Source organism: Ruegeria sp. S84 (genome assembly GCF_056583445.1).
Genome location: NZ_CM152618.1, coordinates 3,380,987 through 3,398,782, shown reverse-complemented (window position 1 = coordinate 3,398,782; position 17,796 = coordinate 3,380,987). Strand labels below are relative to the sequence as shown.

Below are 17,796 nucleotides of genomic sequence, written 5' to 3'. Positions count from 1 at the left end.
TTACATCTCGATCTCGTGCACCTCGGCCACTTCGACCGAGCCCGAGCCATTCACGACCATCGGGCAGCCTTTGGCCATCTCGGTTGCAGTCTCAATGCTGTCGGCCTTCACCACCGTGAAACCTGAGGCCGGATTTGATCCGCCATTGTCTTCAACCCCTCCGCTGCTGACCGTGTAGGACTGGCCTACAGGATTTCCCGGAATCTCTAATGAGCCGCCGATTTCCTGAAACCAAGCGCCCCATGCGGCCATGGTCGCCTCGATCTCGGCGGGATCGGTTGGGGTGTGACCCCCGTGATAAACAAACAAATATTGGGGCATATCGCTCCTCCCTGATGAAAACCTATTTGCAAAGTGCTTCGAGTTTGCGCAGCGACGATGTCCAGCCTTCGTTGTGGTTCGTGGCCGATTCGGCATCGACAAGTTCACGGTGATCAACCACCAGCCGTGATCCGCTGTTGGTCGCGGTAACCGAAAAGGTCACATGGCTTTCCGCACCGCGCTGGTCCTGATCGTCATGCCAAGCCCACGTAAATCCAACAGATTTTGGTCGATCGATATGGGTAACGTGACCCGAGACTTTGAACTGCTGACCCTCGCCATTCTGCATAACCGAATACCAGGGACCAATGCGCGAAAAGTCGAGATCATGTTCCGGTACATGCAACCCTTCGGGCCCCCACCACTGCAGAAGTTTCGCACCATCGCTGACCCATGCGAACAGGACCTCGGGACTAACGGGAAAATCTCGTTCCAGTTTCAGGTCGGCCATGAATTTTCCCTTTCAATAAGCTCTTCCAAACGGTCGAGGCTGCTTTCCCAGAAATGTCGTTTCGAAATCGTCCATTCGGCTATCGCGCGCAGACCCTCGGGCTGCACCGAGTACATCCGTTGCGTGCCGTGTACCCGCTGCTGCACCAACCCGGCCTCGCGCAAAACCTTCAAATGGCGCGAGATCGCGGCCCCTGACATGCCCTTGCCTTCTATCAAATTACCGGCGGGCAGTTCGCCTTCGTCCATCAGTTGCTCGACAATCGAGAACCGAGTGGCATCAGACAAAGCGGAGAATGTGACCAGAAGCGTATTCATGGCTTTATTTAACACAATAGTTAAATTAAAGGAAGCCCCTTAGAGGCCTTGAAATTCTGACCTGCCATAGCCCTGCAAATACAACAACGCTGTCAGATCGCCGTGATTTATGCGGACATCACATTCGGCAGCGACCGAAGGCTTGGCGTGCAACGCGACACCCGTCCCCGCCCGACCCAACATTCCCAGATCATTCGCTCCATCGCCAACGGCAATCACGTCAACCTCGGAGATACCTAGGCGTGTTGTGATCTGCTCCAATGCCTCTATTTTGGCCTGTCGCCCAAGAATGGGCCGCTTCACGTCGCCGGTAAGCTTGCCATCCTCAGCCAGCAATGTATTCGCCCGGTTCTCATCAAACCCAAGCTCTTCGGCGACCTTAGCCGTAAAAGCCGTGAACCCACCCGAGACCAGCGCTGCATAGACCCCATTCGCGCGCATCGTGGCAAGTAACGCCTTGCCGCCGGGCATCAGCGTGATCCGTTCATTCAGAACCTTGCCGATCACGCTTTCATCCAGCCCTTTCAATAAGCCCACACGCTCAGTCAGCGCACCTTCGAAATCCAGCTCGCCGTTCATTGCTCGCGCGGTGATGTCCTTGACCCGATCACCGACACCAGCCTCATCCGCCAGTTCATCGATGCATTCCTGTTGGATCATGGTGCTGTCCATATCGGCCAGCAGCATCTTTTTCCGGCGACCGTCAGCTTTTTGCACGACCAGGTCCACGCCCATCTCTTGCAACTCGCCCCAAACGTCCCAGCGATTGTAGGGAATTTCTGGCAGGGAAAACTCGGCCGCCTCATCGAGGCTCAGCCAGTTCGCATCACCCCCGCCCCATGCATTCCGCAACGACTCAACCAGCGTCGCCTCTAAAGAAGGGGCCGCAGGGTTGGTCAGCAGAGTAGCTACATACATGTCAGGCCTCCGATTAGCGCACCTGCGGGATATCGCAGGTGCAGCATTTTCACCAGAGGCAGATTGATCTAACCGAGAATACCAGGCAGGCGCAGCCCATGTTCGCGAGCGCAGTCTTTCGCGATCTCATACCCCGCATCTGCGTGACGCCAGACCCCCGAGGCAGGGTCGTTCCACAGAACACGCTCCAATCGCCGCGCGGCATCTTCGGTACCATCTGCACAGATCACCACACCCGCGTGCTGACTAAAGCCCATGCCCACGCCGCCGCCATGATGCAGCGAGACCCAGGTCGCACCGCTGGCCGTATTGATCAGAGCGTTCAACAGCGGCCAATCCGATACTGCGTCCGAGCCGTCCAGCATCGCCTCGGTCTCACGGTTCGGGCTGGCGACCGAGCCCGAGTCCAAATGATCACGCCCAATGACAACAGGCGCTTTCAACTCACCATTGGCCACCATTTCGTTGAACGCCAACCCAGCGCGATGACGATCGCCAAGGCCGATCCAGCATATACGTGCGGGCAGACCCTGAAACGCAATGCGTTCCTGCGCCATATCCAGCCAACGATGCAGGTGTTCGTTCTCGGGGAATAGCTCCTTCATCTTGGCGTCGGTCTTGTAGATATCCTCGGGGTCACCCGACAATGCACACCAGCGGAACGGGCCGATGCCCTTGCAGAACAGCGGCCGGATATAGGCGGGCACAAAGCCGGGGAAGGCAAAGGCATTCTCCAAGCCTTCATCCTGCGCCACCTGACGGATGTTGTTGCCGTAATCCAGCGTCGGAACGCCCGCGTTCCAGAAATCGACCATTGCAGCGACATGCTGTTTCATCGAGGCACGGGCGGCCTTTTCAACCGCTTTAGGATCAGTTTCGCGCTTGTCCTTCCACTGCGCCATGCTCCAGCCAATCGGCAGATACCCATTGATCGGGTCATGGGCGCTGGTTTGGTCAGTGACGATATCGGGGCGCATGCCACCGGCCTGCATCCGCGCATAAATTTCGGGGAACACCTCAGCCGCATTGCCTAGCAGACCCACAGATTTCGCCTCGCCCGCCTTGGTCCAGCTGTCGATCATCTCAAGCGCTTCATCGAGAGTCTCGGCTTTTTCGTCCAGATACTTGGTGCGCAGGCGGAAATCGATCGAGTCCGGATTGCACTCGACCGCCAAACAACTGGCCCCGGCGAACACCGCCGCCAGAGGCTGCGCGCCACCCATGCCGCCCAGACCGCCGGTCAGAATCCATTTGCCAGTCAAGTCGCCGCCATAGTGCTGACGGCCAGCCTCGGCAAAGGTTTCATAGGTGCCCTGTACGATGCCCTGCGTACCGATATAGATCCACGAACCGGCCGTCATCTGGCCGTACATCATCAGCCCCTTCTTATCGAGCTCGTTGAAGTGATCCCAATTGGCCCAATGAGGCACGATGTTTGAGTTGGCGATCAGAACCCGAGGCGCATCCTTATGGGTGCGGATGATCGCCACCGGTTTGCCCGACTGGACGATCAGGGTTTCATCCTCTTCCAGATCTTTCAGCCCTGCGACGATCCGGTCGAAATCGTTCCATGTCCGCGCCGCGCGACCGATGCCGCCATAAACCACCAGTTCGTGCGGGTTTTCGGCCACGTCCGGGTGCAGGTTGTTCATCATCATCCGCAAGGGCGCCTCGGTCACCCAGCTTTTTGCGTTCAGTTCGGGGCCGGTGGGCGGATAGATATCGCGGGTATTCTTGCGAGGATCGGTCATGTCAAAGCTCCAATGCAGTGTCTTGGATGGCGTCGAGAATATCCACCAACCAGCGACGCAGGCGCTTGGCTTTCGCCTCGTCAAACGCCCACGGAGGGGTTTCGGCGGACAGATAGGTAGATTGCGCCAACTCCATCTGGATCGCGTGTTGGCCTTCATCAGGACGGCCATAGTGGCGGGTCGTCCAACCCCCTCGGAATCGCCCGTTCAGGACGGTGCTGTAAGGGGAGGAATGCGAAAATTCATAGGCCGCGGCCTCAATGCCGGGGGCACAGGTCGCGCCACCATCGGTGCCGATGTTCATATCCGGCAGGGTGCCTTCGAACAGGAACGGGATCTTGCTTCGGATCGAGTGGCAGTCAAACAGGATCGCAACACCGTGTATTGCCCGCACCCTTTCAAGCTCTTGCTCAAGCGCGTTGTGATAGGGCGCGTGGTAGGCGGTTCGACGTACCTCGATCTCATCGACTGAGGGCTCCTGCCCCTCGGTCCAGATCGGCTGACCGTCAAAATCGGTCAACGGCACCAGAGTTGTTGTGTTCTGCCCAGGATACAATGATACGCCCGCAGGGTCTCGATTAGCGTCAATGACATAGCGGTGGATATGGGATTGCACGACCGTCGCGTTGGCAACGAGCCCATCGTAGAGCTGATTGATATGCCAATCCGTATCCGCCAGCGCCTGCCCATTCGCATTCAGTCGCGCAGCAATGTCGTCGGGCACATACGTGCTGCCATGCGGCTGTCCCAGCACGATGGGCCCATCGCCACGCTGAACACTGAAAACCTGCATCACGACAGCTCCGGCATGGGCATTGCAGCTGCCTGCAAAATAGTTCCGCTTTCGACTAGGGACTTTGCGGTTTCCAATTCAGGCGCCAGATAGCGATCATCGCCAAGCGACGGGATATCGTCGCGCAAACGCCCAACCACGCTGGTCAGCGCTTTGCTGGTCGCAAGAGGTGCGCGGAACTCGATGCCTTGCGCGGCGCAGAGCAGTTCGATCCCCAGAATATAGTTCAAATTATCAACCATCCGGCCTAAACGCCGCGCCCCGTGGGCAGCCATCGAGACGTGGTCTTCTTGATTGGCCGATGTAGGTGTGCTGTCGGTCACACATGGGTTGGCCAGATGTTTGTTCTCGCTCATCAACGCAGCCGTCGTGACCTCGGCGATCATCAGACCCGAGTTCAGCCCCGGCTCGGGCGTCAGGAAGGGCGGCAGATCAAAGCTAAGCGCCGGGTCGACCATTAATGCGATCCGACGCTGTGCGATCGCCCCGATCTCTGACAGGGCCAAAGCAATCATATCGGCGGCAAAGCCTACCGGTTCGGCGTGGAAGTTCCCGCCCGAGACAATGGCATCCGGATCGGTCAGAACCAGCGGATTGTCGGTGGCGGCGTTGGCCTCAACCACAAGCGTTGCGGCGGCCTGCCGGATCACATCCATCGCAGCACCCGCGACCTGCGGCTGGCATCGGATGCAGTATGGGTCCTGCACCCGCGTATCCTCATCGCGATGGCTTTCGCGGATTTCCGAGCCATCCAGCGTGGCCCGCATTGCCGCCGCTGCCTCGATCTGGCCGCGATGGCCACGCAGCGCGTGAATTTCGGGCTGCAAGGGGGCGGTAGAACCCATGATCGCATCCGTCGATGCCGCCGAAATTACCAACGCGTTTTGCGCCGAACGCCATCCTTCGAACAGACCGGCCAGCGCATACGCGGTTGAAAACTGTGTGCCGTTGATGAACGCCAGACCTTCCTTGGGTCCGAGCTGTATCGGCTCTAACCCGGCGGTCCTCAAAGCATCAGCACCCGGCATGACGGTGCCGTTTACTTCGGCCTCGCCTTCACCGATCACAACCGCGGTCATATGGGCCAAGGGCGCCAGATCACCAGATGCACCAACCGAACCCTGCGCCGGGATCACCGGTGTCACACCGCGCGCCAGCATCTGCTGCAGCAATTCGACAAGCTCCCAACGGACACCTGACGCGCCGCGCCCGAAGGACAGCAGCTTGAGCGACATCATCAGCCGCGCCAGACGACGCGGCACAGCCGGCCCCACCCCGCAACAATGGCTGAGGATCAGGTTGCGCTGCAGGGTCGAGGTGTCTTTGGCCGCAATCTTGTGACTCGCCAGTTTGCCAAAGCCGGTGTTGACGCCATAGACGGGCTCGCTTCCTTCGGCAGCCTGCGCAATGCGTGCAGCAGCGACCTCAACCTTGGGTCGGCAGGCGGCGTCCAGCGAAATGGCGGCTTCGGTCCAGTAGATCTGAGCAAGCTGATCCAGCGAAACCTGACCGGGGACAAGCAACAGAGGTGTCATTCCTGACCTCCAAAAATACGTTTATGCAGAGGGTTGAAACCGATGCGATAGGACAGTTCTGCAGGATGAGTAGCATCCCAGACGGCCAGATCAGCGCGCAATCCGGGCGCGATCACGCCGGTATCATCCAGACCCAAAGCGCGAGCCGCGACGTGGGTAACACCTGCCAATGCTTCTTCAGGCGTCATGCGAAACAAAGTGCACCCCATGTTCATTGTTAGCAGCAGAGAAGTCAGGGGTGAGGACCCCGGATTGCAATCGGTCGCCAGTGCCATGGGAACATTCTTCTGGCGCAACAATTCAATCGGCGGAGCTTGCGTTTCATGCAGCGTATAGAACGCGCCGGGCAGCAGGACCGCGACCGTTCCGGCCCTGGCCATGGCGGCAACACCGTCGGCGTCCAAATATTCGATATGATCAGCGGATAGCGCTCCGTAAGCTGCCGCCAGCTTAGCCCCACCTAGATTTGAAAGTTGTTCAGCATGCAGCTTCACCGGTAGGCCAAGCTCTTGCGCGACAACAAAAACCCGTTCGATCTGTGTTGGATCAAATGCAATGCCTTCGCAGAACCCATCCACCGCGTCCACCAGCCCTTCGGCATGGGCCGCGCGCAGTGTCGGAATGCAGACCTCGTCAATATAGGCGTCATCCCGACCCGCATATTCTGGCGGAACGGCATGTGCGCCAAGAAAACTGGTGTTGACCCGAATAGGGCGCTCCCGCGCAATTCGGCGCGCCGCGCGCAACATACGCAGTTCGGTTTCGGTATCGAGCCCATAACCCGACTTCACCTCGATGCAGGACACACCTTCGGCCAGCAATGCGTCCACGCGCGAAAGCGCGCCTGCAAGCAGCTCTTCTTCTGTTGCTGCCCGCGTGCCGTTTACGGTCGACAGGATGCCTCCACCCGCGCGGGCAATTTCTTCGTAGGTCGCGCCCTTCAGGCGCATTTCGAACTCAACCGCGCGGTTGCCGCCAAACACAACATGAGTATGAGCATCAATCAGAGCAGGCGTGATCAAGCGGTCACCATAGTCGTTCTGCGGCCACTCGGCATATGACGGCGGCATTGCCGACCGAGCGCCAACCCAAACGATTTCCGACCCATCGATGGCAATCGCACCATCCTCGATCATCCCATAGGATTGGTCGCCCCCCATGGTGGCTACATGTTTGCTACGAAGAACAGTTTTTTTCGTCATGGCGATTCTTTTGGGCTCCCCCTGCGCTTGATTTTTTCGTATACGGCTAAAAATATAAAGTCTACACAAAATGGAATTACGATGACGGTTCATGCTAAAACGGCCCTGTTAGGCTCTGAGTGGGTGCACAACCTACGAGTCGAAATCGAAGACGGTCGGATCGCTGCGCTGAAATCAGGGACCGAGCCAAAACCCGAAGACACTCGGGTCGACGTGTTGCTGCCCGCTTTGGCGAACCTGCACAGCCATGCCTTTCAACGCGCCATGGCGGGCATGACCGAAACGCGCGTAGCAGGGCGCGAAAGCTTCTGGACCTGGCGTACCTTGATGTACCGATTTCTGGACCGCCTCACTCCTGCACAGATCGAGGCCATTGCTGCATTGGTCTATATGGAGATGCAGGAAGCCGGGTATGCTGCGGTCGGGGAATTCCACTACGTCCACCACCAACCCGGCGGCACGCCTTATGCGCAGTTGTCTGAGCTGAGTCAGCGCATCTTCTCGGCAGTCAGCCAAACCGGGATTGGATTGACACATCTACCGGTGCTCTACACCTATGGCGGCGTCGCGCAAGAGCCTCTGACCGGTGGTCAATTGCGGTTCGGCAATGATGTGGAAAGGTTCCTGCAGCTTGTCGAGGACTGTAAGCCGCTGATGCCTTATGCAGACAGCCAGATCGGCATCGCGCCGCACTCTCTGCGTGCGACCTCGCCTGATGATCTACGGCAAGTGCTGAACGCTACCCCACGAGGCCCGGTGCACATCCACATCTCTGAACAAGAGAAGGAGGTCACGGATGTAGAAGCCGCTCTGGGTCAACGACCGGTAGATTGGCTGCTGAGCAACGTGGATGTGAACGAACGATGGTGCCTGATCCATGCCACTCATATGACAGACGATGAAACCCGCGCTCTTGCCCGATCCGGGGCTGTGGCCGGTCTTTGCCCGATCACAGAGGCCAATCTGGGGGATGGTATTTTCAATGGTGCCGTCTACATCGAGCAGGGCGGTGCCTTTGGTGTCGGTTCAGACTCGAATGTGCGTATTTCGCTGCCCGAGGAATTGCGTACGCTGGAGTATTCTCAACGTCTGCGCGACAAGGCCCGCACTGTGCTGGTACGTGGCGAAGGCTCGGTCGGTCAAACGCTGTATACCGGAGTCGCCCGCGGTGGCGCACAGGCGCTGGGGCGCGACGCCGGAGAGATCGCAATAGGTCATCTGGCCGATCTGGTTGCGATCGATCGAAGTCACCCCACCCTGTGTACTTTGCGCGACGATCAATTGATTGACGGCCTGAGCTTTGCCGCGCCTGACGGAACAGTGACCGACCTTTGGTCTGCCGGGCGACATCAGGTGCGCGGCGGGCGCCATATCGCCCGCGATGCGATCCTGAACAATTATCGTGCCGCGATAAATGACCTTTTGGAAGACATCTGAACTTATATGACCCAAACCAGCGACACAACCAGCTACAAAGACATTAAGCAAACCGTCCTGCGCCGGATCCGCTCGGGCGAGTTGCAGCCCGACGCTCTGCTTCCCAATGAGCAAGAATTAGCGGTCGAGTTTTCGTGCACCCGCACCACAGTCAACAGAGCACTGCGGGAACTGGCGGATGAAGGGTTTCTTGAACGGCGCCGAAAGGCAGGCACCCGGGTCCTTAGCGCACCGCAGCGACAGGCGCGCTTCACAATTCCTCTGGTCCGAGATGAAATCGAAGCGGCGGGCGGAACCTATCGCTACGCTCTTGTGTCATGTGAAACGCAGATCGCCCCAGACTGGCTGGCGGCCCGGTTGGCCCTACGTGCTGATCAAAGTGTGATGCACGTGCGATGCATGCATTTCTCCGGCAATTCACCGTTTCAGTTCGAAGACCGCTGGATCGTGATAGACAGCGTACCTCAGGTCACGCAGGCAGATTTCACTAGCGTCGGACCCAATGACTGGCTGGTGCAAACAGTCCCGTTCACCAATGTCGAGTTGACCTTTCTGGCCAGCCGCGCAGATACCACTTTGGCCGGATTTCTGGACGTTCCCGAGGGTGAACCCGTTTTTACTGCCGAGCGTATCACATGGCTGCAGGGTCAGCCGGTAACGTTTGCCAAGATGTATTTTGCAGCCGGATATCGGATGACAACCGAGTTCTGATTGTCCGGGCTTTACGCTTCCCCAATTCCACGACAGATTTGCTGCAGAATGTGCGCGTCTGCTGGAAAGGATATCGGGATGGGCAACCCGCTTTATGATCGTTTGCTGGGCATCCATGCAGGCAAGGATACGCCGTTTTTGCACCTTCCGGATGGTCAGACTTTGACCCATGCCACGTTTCTGGACACGGCGGCCCGTCTGGCCAACACCATGACAGGACTGGAAATGGAACCGGGCGACCGCGTGGCGGTGCAGGTGGAGAAATCCGTTGAGGCACTGGCGCTTTATGCCGCCTGTGTCCAAGCGGGGCTGATCTTTCTACCTCTCAATACGGGCTATACGACGCAAGAGCTAAGCTATTTCATCGAAAACAGCGGAGCCTCACTGGTGGTGTGCGATGAGGCAAACGAGGCAGGGCTTGCCGAGATCGTGCAAAAGAACAATGCCCGGCTTGAAACGCTAAACGCCGACGGTTCAGGCAGCCTTATGCGGCGTGCTCTGGGGATGCTTCCGGCCTTTCAGCCGGCCCACCGATCCGAAGATGATCTGGCTGCGTTCCTATATACTTCAGGCACGACGGGGCGTTCGAAAGGGGCAATGCTGACGCAGGCGAATCTGCTGTCGAACGCGGAGACCCTTGTGCAGGAATGGCGTTTCACAGATGATGACGTGCTGTTGCACGCGCTGCCGATCTTTCACACGCATGGACTGTTTGTTGCGACAAATGTCGTCCTCGCATCGGGCGGGTCGATGATATTTCTGCCGAAGTTCGACTTGGAAGATATGTTACGCCTGATGCCACAGGCAACGGCGATGATGGGGGTGCCGACGTTTTACACCCGCCTGCTAAGCGACGACCGCTTCGCCCAAGATCTGACTCAGGATATGCGGCTGTTCATCTCAGGTTCAGCGCCTTTGCTGGCAGATACCCACGTTGAATTTGAAGACCGTACAGGTCATCGCATTCTGGAACGCTATGGCATGACCGAGACGAACATGAACACTTCTAACCCCTATGACGGCGAACGCCGGGCGGGAACGGTCGGATTTCCCCTGCCGGATGTTGAACTGAAGGTCACAGACCCCAAAACAGGTCAAACCCTAGCAGATGGTGAGATCGGCATCATCGAGGTGCGCGGTCCCAATGTGTTTCAGGGCTACTGGCAAATGCCCGACAAAACCGCCGCAGAACTGCGTGAAGACGGGTTCTTCATCACTGGCGATCTGGGTCGGATCGACGAGGACGGCTATGTCCATATCGTCGGGCGCGAGAAAGACCTGATCATCTCGGGCGGGTATAATATCTACCCCAAAGAGATCGAGCTGCTGCTAGACGAACAACCCGGCGTGCTGGAAAGCGCGGTAATTGGCGTCCCGCATCCGGATTTCGGAGAAACCCCGGTTGGCATTCTGGTCCCTGCCCCCGGTCACACGCCAGACATCGAGGCCATCATGGGTGCGGTCCGGGACGCGCTCGCCCGGTTCAAACATCCCCGCCAGTTGATCCTGCTGGACGAGCTCCCCCGCAACACGATGGGCAAGGTGCAAAAGAACATCCTGCGTGACCGCTGCAAAGACCTTTTCACCAAGACCTGATATTCAAGGCAAAAGCGCAACGCGACCCTTGTCTGTCAACAACCAGCAATCCTGTCCTTCGAACACTGCAACGCCAACCGGGCGGCCATACCCTGCGCCGCTATCCAGGTTGATGCGATTGCCGTAATGCGTTGATTGATCCACCGGCGTATGCCCATGGACGATCAGTTTCGGATGCGGACCTCGGTGGTTGTGAAAGGTTTGCCTGATCCAGACCAGATCATTTTCCCGTTGTTCGCTCAGCGGAATACCGGGCCGAATGCCCGCATGGACAAAAGCAATCTCGCGCGTTTGATGCATGGCGATGAGCCCTTGCAGAAATATCCGATGCGCATCGGGAACCGCACCCCGCGCCGTTGCATGCAGATCCTCGAGCCGTGTCTGCTGATCGAAGAACACGCCATAGCTTTGTAGTGTTTCGACACCACCCAACCGCTCGTGCAGCCAATGATACCCGACCAACATATGCGGATCGTGACGCGGGACATCTTCGAGGAACCATGAAAACATCCGGTCATGGTTGCCCAGCAGAGTGATCCACCGCTTGCCCGCATCGCGACCAGCGATCAGCCGATCCAGAACGCCCCGGCTGTCGGGGCCCCGATCAACGTAATCGCCCAGATACACGATCTCGGCATCGGGGCCGCCATCGCGTTCGATCAGCGCCAAGGAGCGCTCGAACTCATCCACGCGGCCGTGCAAATCTCCAATTGCGTAGATCGGATTGGTCATCAGCTTTCCCTCGGGCAATGGTGATTGCCGCACTTCTGGCGCAAAATCAGCACTTTGAAAAGGCGATGCCCACGCTTTGGACAAGCGCGGGCATCAATCTGTCACAGAAGTTCAACAGCGACCGTCAGGCCACGTCAAACTCCAACGGTTTGATCTGAGTAAACAGACCTGTCTCGGCGAGTTTGGCGCGCGCCTCGGCTGGTACCGGTTCATCAACATAAAGCAACGCAATCGCCTCACCGCCGGCTTCGGATCGTCCAAGAGTAAAGTTCGCGATGTTCACATCGTTCTCGCCCATGGTCTGTCCTAAAGCACCAATGATGCCCGGCACGTCTTCGTTAGTCGTATAGAGCATATGCGCCCCGATCTCGGCATCGATATTGATGCCCTTGATCTGAATAAACCGCGGCTTGCCGTCGCTGAACACCGTGCCACCGATTGAGCGTTCACGCTTTTCAGTCACCACAGTGACCTTGATATAGCCTTCGAACGCACCGGATTTGTCCTGATTGGTGGTCGATATCTGGATGCCACGCTCTCTCGCGACAACCGGGGCCGAGACCATGTTCACCTCGGGATTGAATTTCTTCATGATTCCGGCAACGACCGAACAATTCAACGCAGCCAGGTTCATGTTCGCAGCGACACCGTCATAGAGGATGTTGATTGCCTTGATCGGCTCATCCGTCATCTGACCAATGAAGCTGCCCAGATGCCCGGCCAGCTTGATCCACGGCCCCATGACCTTGGCCTCCTCTGCCGTCACACTGGGCATGTTCAGTGCGTTCTCGACCGCTCCGGTCAGCAGGTAATTCGAGATCTGCTCGGCCACTTGCAGCGCCACGTTTTCCTGCGCCTCAGTCGTGGCCGCACCCAAGTGCGGTGTGCAAACCACATTGGGTAGGTTGAACAGGGCGTTCTCCTTGGCCGGTTCCTCACTGAACACGTCAAAGGCCGCACCGGCGACATGACCCGATTGCAACGCCTCGGCCAGCGCGTCCTCGTCGACCAGACCGCCACGGGCGCAGTTGACAATGCGCACGCCTTTCTTGGTATTGGCCAGATTCTCACGGCTGAGGATATTGCGCGTCTGATCGGTCAGCGGCACGTGCAGAGTGATAAAGTCAGCGCGGGCCAGAAGCTCGTCCAGTTCGACCTTTTCCACACCCATCTGCGCGGCTTTCTCTTCGCCAAGATAGGGATCATAGGCGACGACCTTCATCTTCAGACCCAAAGCACGCTCGCATACGATGCCACCAATGTTGCCCGCGCCGATCACGCCCAGGGTCTTGTTGGTCAGCTCAATCCCCATGAACTTGGACTTTTCCCACTTGCCCGCATGGGTCGAGGTACTGGCCTCGGGGATTTGCCGCGCCACGGCAAACATCATCGCGATGGCATGCTCGGCGGTGGTGATCATGTTGCCGAACGGTGTGTTCATCACGATGACGCCTTTTTTCGAGGCCGCATCCTTGTCGATATTGTCGGTGCCGATCCCGGCACGACCAATAACTTTTAACTTGTCTGCCTTCTCCAGAATGGTTGGCGTGACTTTGGTGGCAGAACGGATGGCGAGGCCGTCATAATGACCGATCACCTCGGCCAGTTTGTCTTTGTCCTTTCCCAGATCGGGCATGAAATCCACGTCGATGCCACGGTCGCGGAAGATTTGTACGGCGGTTTCGCTCAGCTTGTCAGAGACGAGTACTTTGGGAGCCATATTTTTGGTCCTTGAACATTGTGGAAGGTCCGGGCCGGATGCGGCCCGGTAGAAAAGGTCAGGCAGCTTCGGTTTGCGCTGCAATCTCGGCTTCAAAAGCCCATGCAAGCCAGGGCAGCATCGCCTCGATATCTGATGTCTCAACCGTGCCGCCGCACCAGATGCGCAGACCCGCAGGCGCGTCGCGATAGGCACCGATATCAAGCGCAATGTTTTCGGCCTCAAGCCGTTTGGCGACGGCTTTGGCAAAAACGGCACCATCTTGAATGCGCGTATCGGTGAACTTCAGACAGACCGACGTATTTGATTGAGTTGTCGAGTCTTCGGCCAGATTGGCGATCCAGTCATTTTGGTCGCAGAACGCATGAACCGTGCCAGCATTGGCATTCGCACGAGTAATCAGCCCCTGCAAACCTCCGACTGAACGCGCCCAATCCAACGCGAAAAGGTAATCCTCAACCGCTAGCATTGAGGGTGTATTGATCGTCGCGCCGGCGAATATCCCATCAATCAGCTTGCCACCTTTGGTCAGGCGGAAGATCTTCGGCAAAGGCCATGACGGGGTGTAACTCTCCAAGCGCTCGACCGCGCGCGGAGACAGGATCAGCATCCCATGAGCCGCCTCTCCGCCTAGTACCTTCTGCCAACTGAACGTTGTCACATCCAACTTGTCCCATGGCAAGTCCATCGCGAACGCAGCGGATGTCGCGTCACAGATCGTCAGACCCTGACGATCATCGGCAATCCAGTCGCCATCTGGGACCCGCACACCCGAAGTCGTTCCGTTCCATGTGAACACCACATCGTTGGCGAAATCGACGGACGCGAGATCAACGATTTGCCCGTACTCGGCGGTTTTCACTTCAGCGTCGATTTTCAGTTGCTTGACCACATCAGTCACCCAACCCGCGCCAAAGCTTTCCCAGGCCAGCATTTCAACTTTGCGCTCACCCAGCAAAGACCAAAGCGCCATCTCAACCGCACCGGTGTCCGAGGCTGGTACAATGCCGATGCGATAATCCGCTGGAATGCCTAGAATCTCTCGCGTGCCTTCAATGGCCGCCTTCAGCTTGTCCTTGCCGACCGCAGCCCGATGCGAGCGGCCCAAGGCGGCATCCGCCAGTTTGGTCAGATCAAATGTGGGGGTTTGGCACAGGGGCCCGAGGAAAAACGCGGGTTGGCCGGCCGCGTCGCCGGTTGTTCGATAGTCATGTGTATTACCCTTCCAGATACACGCCCCTCGTTGGGGAGGGGTGTCCCACGCACAGAGGTATGGGTCGTTTGCACCTGCAGCAAGCGTAAAAGACGCTTCATCAGCGGAAAACGACACTGGAAATGGGCTCAGATCGGAACACAGGTTTCCGATGGGCGAAAACCCCCGCCAGTTGGCGGGGGTTTATTGATTGAGGTTTATTCTGCTGCGTCCATGTATTCGGTCATTGGCGGGCATGTGCAGATGAGGTTTCTGTCGCCGTATGCGTTGTCGACGCGGTTGACGGGGGACCAGTATTTGTCGACGCCCATGGAGCCTGGGGGGAAGCAGGCCTGTTCACGGGTGTAGGGACGGTCCCAGTCGCCGACCAGATCGCGCACCGTGTGGGGGGCGTTTTTCAGCGGGTTGTTTTCCGCGTCGATCTTGCCGTCGATGATGTCCTGTGCCTCGGAGCGGATGGACAGCATGGCGTCGCAGAAGCGGTCCAGCTCATCCATGGGTTCCGATTCCGTGGGCTCGACCATCAGGGTGCCGGCCACCGGCCAGGACATGGTGGGCGCGTGGAAGCCGCTGTCCACCAGACGTTTGGCAATGTCATCGACGCTGACATGGGCCGCCTCGTCCAGCGGGCGGGTGTCGAGGATGCATTCATGCGCCACGCGACCCGTTTCCGAGGTGTAGAGGATCGGGTAGGCATCCTTGAGCCGCGCCGCGATGTAGTTGGCGTTCAGGATCGCCACTTTCGTGGCCTGCGTCAGACCCGCGCCGCCCATCAGCAGCACATAGGCCCAGCTAACCGGCAAGATCGAGGGCGACCCAAAGGGCGCCGCCGAGACCGGACCCACGGCAGTGCCGTATTCCGGGTGGCCGGGCAGATGCTCGGTCAGATGCGCTTTGACGCCGATCGGACCCATGCCGGGGCCGCCGCCGCCATGGGGGATGCAGAAGGTCTTGTGCAGGTTCAGGTGGCTGACGTCACCGCCGATGTCTCCGGGACGCGACAGACCCACCATGGCGTTCATGTTGGCGCCGTCGATATAAACCTGACCGCCATGATCATGGGTGATCTGGCAGACCTCCTGCACGGTGGTCTCAAACACGCCATGGGTCGAGGGGTAGGTGATCATGCAGGCGGCCAGATGGTCCGAGTGCTTTTCGGCCTTGGCGCGGAAATCATTCAGATCAATGTTGCCCTTCTCATCCGCCTGCACAGGCACAACCTGCCAGCCCACCATCTGGGCCGAGGCCGGGTTGGTCCCATGCGCCGAGGTCGGGATCAGGCAGACATTGCGCTGCCCTTCGCCCCGGGCGAAGTGATAGTTGCGGATGGTCAAGAGGCCTGCGTACTCACCCTGCGCGCCCGAGTTGGGCTGCTGGCTGATCGCGTCATAGCCGGTGATCTGGCACAACTTGTCGTTCAGATCATCGATCATCTCATGATAGCCCTGCGCCTGATCTTCGGGGCAGAACGGGTGCAGGTTGCCGAACTCGGGCCAGGTGACCGGGATCATCTCGATCGTGGCGTTCAGCTTCATGGTGCACGAGCCCAGCGGGATCATCGCCCGGTCCAGCGCCAGGTCGCGGTCGGCCAGACGGCGCATGTAGCGCGTGATCTCGGCCTCGGCCCGGTTCTTGTGGAAGATCGGGTGGGTCAGGTACTCGCTTTCGCGCAGCGCGTAATCCGGCAGGCGATAGGCCACGTTCGAGCTGTCATCCTTGCGGTCGATGCCGAAGGCCCCCCAGACCGCCTCGATGGTCTCGGGCCGGGTCTGTTCGTCCAGGCTGATGCCCACTTTCGTGTCGCCGACCTTACGCAGGTTGACGCCCCGGGCCACAGCGGCCTCCATGACCGTTTTCTGCAGATGGCCAACCTCAACCGTGATCGTGTCGAAGAACACTTCCGGCTCCACAGCAAAGCCTGCCTCTTCCAGACCGGCGGCCAAACGCGAGGTCTTGCGGTGCACCGATTGCGCGATGGCCTTGATGCCGTCGGGGCCGTGATACACGGCATACATCGAGGCAATCACCGCCAGCAGCGCCTGCGCGGTGCAGACATTCGAGTTGGCTTTCTCACGCCGGATGTGCTGTTCGCGGGTCTGCAGCGCCAGGCGGTAAGCCTTGTTGCCCCGGCTGTCGATGCTGACACCGATGATCCGGCCCGGCATCGAGCGCTTCAGCTTGTCGGTGGTCGCCATATACGCGGCGTGCGGGCCACCATAGCCCATCGGCACACCAAAGCGCTGGGTCGAGCCGATGGCGATATCCGCGCCCATCTCACCGGGCGACTTCAGCAGCGCCAGCGACAGGATATCGGCGGCGACGATGGCAATCGCCTTGTGTTCATGCAGGGCCGCAATCTCGGCGGTGAAGTCGCGCACATGGCCATGGGTGCCGGGGTACTGGAAGATGGCGCCAAAGACCGCGCCCGCATCCAGCGTGTCCGGATCAGCCACCTGCACCTCGATGCCCAGAGGCTCGGCGCGCGTTTTAATCACCGCGATGGTCTGCGGGTGGCAGTTCTTGTCGACAAAGAAGGCTGCATTGTTGGCCTTGGACCGGCCGCCGCGCTTGGCCATCGCCATGGCTTCCGCCGCAGCAGTCGCTTCGTCCAGCAAGGACGCGTTGGCCACGTCCAGCCCGGTCAGGTCGCTGACCATGGTCTGGAAGTTCAAGAGCGCCTCAAGTCGGCCCTGGCTGATCTCGGGCTGATAAGGCGTGTAGGCCGTGTACCAGGCCGGGTTTTCCAGAATGTTGCGCAGGATCGGCGCCGGCGTGGTGGTGCCATAATAGCCCTGACCGATCAGCGAGGTCAGAACCTTGTTCTTGCTCGCCACCTCTTTCATGTGAAAGAGCGCATCGCGCTCGGTCATCGCCGGACCCCAGTCCAGCGGCTCTTTCTGCCGGATCGCCGGCGGGACGGTGGCGTCGATCAGCTCGTCCAGCGTCTTGAAGCCGATCACCTTGAGCATGTCGCGCATCTCGGTCGGGCTGGGCCCGATATGGCGGCGGTTGGCGAAGTCATAGGCTTCGTAATCGGTCAGTTTGAAGGCCATGTGTGCGCTCCTCAAGGATAGGTCAGGCCCGGCGGAGACGGCAGGA

The 17,796-nt window shown here is 58.8% G+C and carries 14 protein-coding genes and 1 pseudogene; 3 read left to right on the top strand and 12 right to left on the bottom strand.

Going from position 1 to position 17,796, the window contains the following annotated elements; translation table 11 throughout:
• The 8 genes from AC1DFB_RS16980 to hutI all read right to left on the bottom strand — a co-directional run bounded on the left by AC1DFB_RS16980 (nucleotide 1) and on the right by hutI (nucleotide 7,288).
• Nucleotides 1-321, bottom strand: a complete 321-nt coding sequence (locus AC1DFB_RS16980; RefSeq protein ID WP_170406852.1) for a YciI family protein — start codon at nucleotides 319-321, stop codon at nucleotides 1-3.
• A 22-nt stretch (nucleotides 322-343) separates the two neighbouring features.
• Nucleotides 344-772 (bottom strand): SRPBCC family protein, encoded by a 429-nt coding sequence (locus AC1DFB_RS16975; RefSeq protein WP_170399086.1) that lies wholly within the window; start codon nucleotides 770-772, stop codon nucleotides 344-346.
• The gene (locus AC1DFB_RS16970; RefSeq protein ID WP_480921724.1) at nucleotides 760-1,089 is read right to left on the bottom strand and encodes an ArsR/SmtB family transcription factor; all 330 of its coding nucleotides are present in this window, start codon (nucleotides 1,087-1,089) and stop codon (nucleotides 760-762) included. The genes AC1DFB_RS16975 and AC1DFB_RS16970 overlap by 13 nt, the downstream gene beginning before the upstream one ends.
• 39 nt (nucleotides 1,090-1,128) lie before the next feature.
• Entirely contained in the window at nucleotides 1,129-2,007 is an 879-nt protein-coding gene (gene serB, locus AC1DFB_RS16965) for a phosphoserine phosphatase SerB (RefSeq protein WP_170406855.1), read from the bottom strand.
• A gap of 68 nt (nucleotides 2,008-2,075) precedes the next feature.
• Nucleotides 2,076-3,758 (bottom strand): urocanate hydratase, encoded by a 1,683-nt coding sequence (gene hutU, locus AC1DFB_RS16960; RefSeq protein WP_480921723.1) that lies wholly within the window; start codon nucleotides 3,756-3,758, stop codon nucleotides 2,076-2,078.
• Between the two features lies 1 nt (nucleotide 3,759).
• Nucleotides 3,760-4,551, bottom strand: coding sequence for an N-formylglutamate deformylase (gene hutG / locus AC1DFB_RS16955; protein ID WP_480921722.1), 792 nt, complete (start codon nucleotides 4,549-4,551; stop codon nucleotides 3,760-3,762).
• A complete protein-coding gene (gene hutH, locus AC1DFB_RS16950) occupies nucleotides 4,551-6,086 on the bottom strand; it encodes a histidine ammonia-lyase (RefSeq protein ID WP_480921721.1) in 1,536 nt (511 codons plus the stop codon). Before hutH ends, hutG begins: the two co-directional genes overlap by 1 nt.
• Nucleotides 6,083-7,288, bottom strand: a complete 1,206-nt coding sequence (hutI, locus tag AC1DFB_RS16945) for an imidazolonepropionase (RefSeq protein WP_480921720.1) — start codon at nucleotides 7,286-7,288, stop codon at nucleotides 6,083-6,085. Before hutI ends, hutH begins: the two co-directional genes overlap by 4 nt.
• 81 nt (nucleotides 7,289-7,369) lie before the next feature.
• Between hutI and AC1DFB_RS16940 the strand changes: the two genes are divergently transcribed.
• The 3 genes from AC1DFB_RS16940 to AC1DFB_RS16930 all read left to right on the top strand — a co-directional run bounded on the left by AC1DFB_RS16940 (nucleotide 7,370) and on the right by AC1DFB_RS16930 (nucleotide 11,032).
• Nucleotides 7,370-8,725: a formimidoylglutamate deiminase gene (locus AC1DFB_RS16940; protein WP_480921719.1), complete on the top strand. Its 1,356-nt coding sequence runs from the start codon at nucleotides 7,370-7,372 to the stop codon at nucleotides 8,723-8,725.
• 6 nt (nucleotides 8,726-8,731) lie between these two features.
• Nucleotides 8,732-9,436 carry a UTRA domain-containing protein gene (locus AC1DFB_RS16935; RefSeq protein WP_480921718.1) on the top strand — a complete coding sequence of 235 codons (705 nt, stop codon included), beginning with the start codon at nucleotides 8,732-8,734 and terminating at the stop codon, nucleotides 9,434-9,436.
• Nucleotides 9,437-9,514: 78 nt separating this feature from the next.
• On the top strand, nucleotides 9,515-11,032 hold the full coding sequence (locus tag AC1DFB_RS16930) for a malonate--CoA ligase (RefSeq protein WP_170801541.1): 1,518 nt from the start codon (nucleotides 9,515-9,517) through the stop codon (nucleotides 11,030-11,032).
• Nucleotides 11,033-11,035: 3 nt separating this feature from the next.
• Here AC1DFB_RS16930 and AC1DFB_RS16925 read toward each other — a convergent pair whose 3' ends face one another.
• The 4 genes and pseudogenes from AC1DFB_RS16925 to gcvP all read right to left on the bottom strand — a co-directional run bounded on the left by AC1DFB_RS16925 (nucleotide 11,036) and on the right by gcvP (nucleotide 17,750).
• Nucleotides 11,036-11,764 carry a metallophosphoesterase family protein gene (locus AC1DFB_RS16925; protein WP_170509011.1) on the bottom strand — a complete coding sequence of 243 codons (729 nt, stop codon included), beginning with the start codon at nucleotides 11,762-11,764 and terminating at the stop codon, nucleotides 11,036-11,038.
• A gap of 124 nt (nucleotides 11,765-11,888) precedes the next feature.
• Entirely contained in the window at nucleotides 11,889-13,484 is a 1,596-nt protein-coding gene (gene serA, locus AC1DFB_RS16920) for a phosphoglycerate dehydrogenase (protein ID WP_480921717.1), read from the bottom strand.
• A 58-nt stretch (nucleotides 13,485-13,542) separates the two neighbouring features.
• Nucleotides 13,543-14,696: pseudogene (locus tag AC1DFB_RS16915) on the bottom strand (phosphoserine transaminase).
• Nucleotides 14,697-14,894: 198 nt separating this feature from the next.
• A complete protein-coding gene (gene gcvP / locus AC1DFB_RS16910; RefSeq protein ID WP_170393730.1) occupies nucleotides 14,895-17,750 on the bottom strand; it encodes an aminomethyl-transferring glycine dehydrogenase in 2,856 nt (951 codons plus the stop codon).
• Between the last annotated feature and the right edge of the window lie 46 nt (nucleotides 17,751-17,796).